At 68.3% G+C, this 470-nt stretch carries 1 protein-coding gene; it reads right to left on the minus strand.

Going from position 1 to position 470, the window contains the following annotated elements; translation table 11 throughout:
- Positions 1-19 precede the first annotated feature (19 nt).
- Positions 20-470, minus strand: a 451-nt coding sequence (locus tag JHD07_RS30875) for a DNA-processing protein DprA (protein ID WP_291629008.1), incomplete at its 5' end; no start/stop codon positions are given.

Here is a 470-nt window from a genome sequence, read left to right on the forward strand (position 1 = left end):
GGAATGACGACTGGAGGCTCTAAAGCAGCGACACCAGTCCGCCGCCGTGACGTTCGAGCTTGCCGGCGAGCTCGAGCTCCAGCAGGACGGTGCGCACGATCGCGGGCGAGGCACCGGACATCCGGACGAGATCGTCGATCGAGATCGGTGTGGGACCGAGAAGGTGGGTGATCTGGTCGCGGTCGTGGTTCTGCGGATCGGTTTCGAACGGCTCGCTGTCGGGTTCGCCTGCGGGGTGCATCAAGGGCCGCTCCATGATCGGCTGCACCGCATTGACGATGTCGGCGACCTCGGTGACGAGCGTTGCGCCCTGCTTGATCAGGTCGTTGGCGCCGGCCGACCGCGGATCAAGCGGCGAGCCAGGCACCGCGAACACCTCGCGGCCCTGTTCGGCCGCCATGCGCGCGGTGATCAGTGAGCCCGAGCGGTGTGCGGCTTCCACGACGACGACGCCGAGCGCGGCGCCGGAG

It is taken from the genome of Bradyrhizobium sp. (assembly GCF_016462955.1).
GTDB lineage: Bacteria > Pseudomonadota > Alphaproteobacteria > Rhizobiales > Xanthobacteraceae > Bradyrhizobium.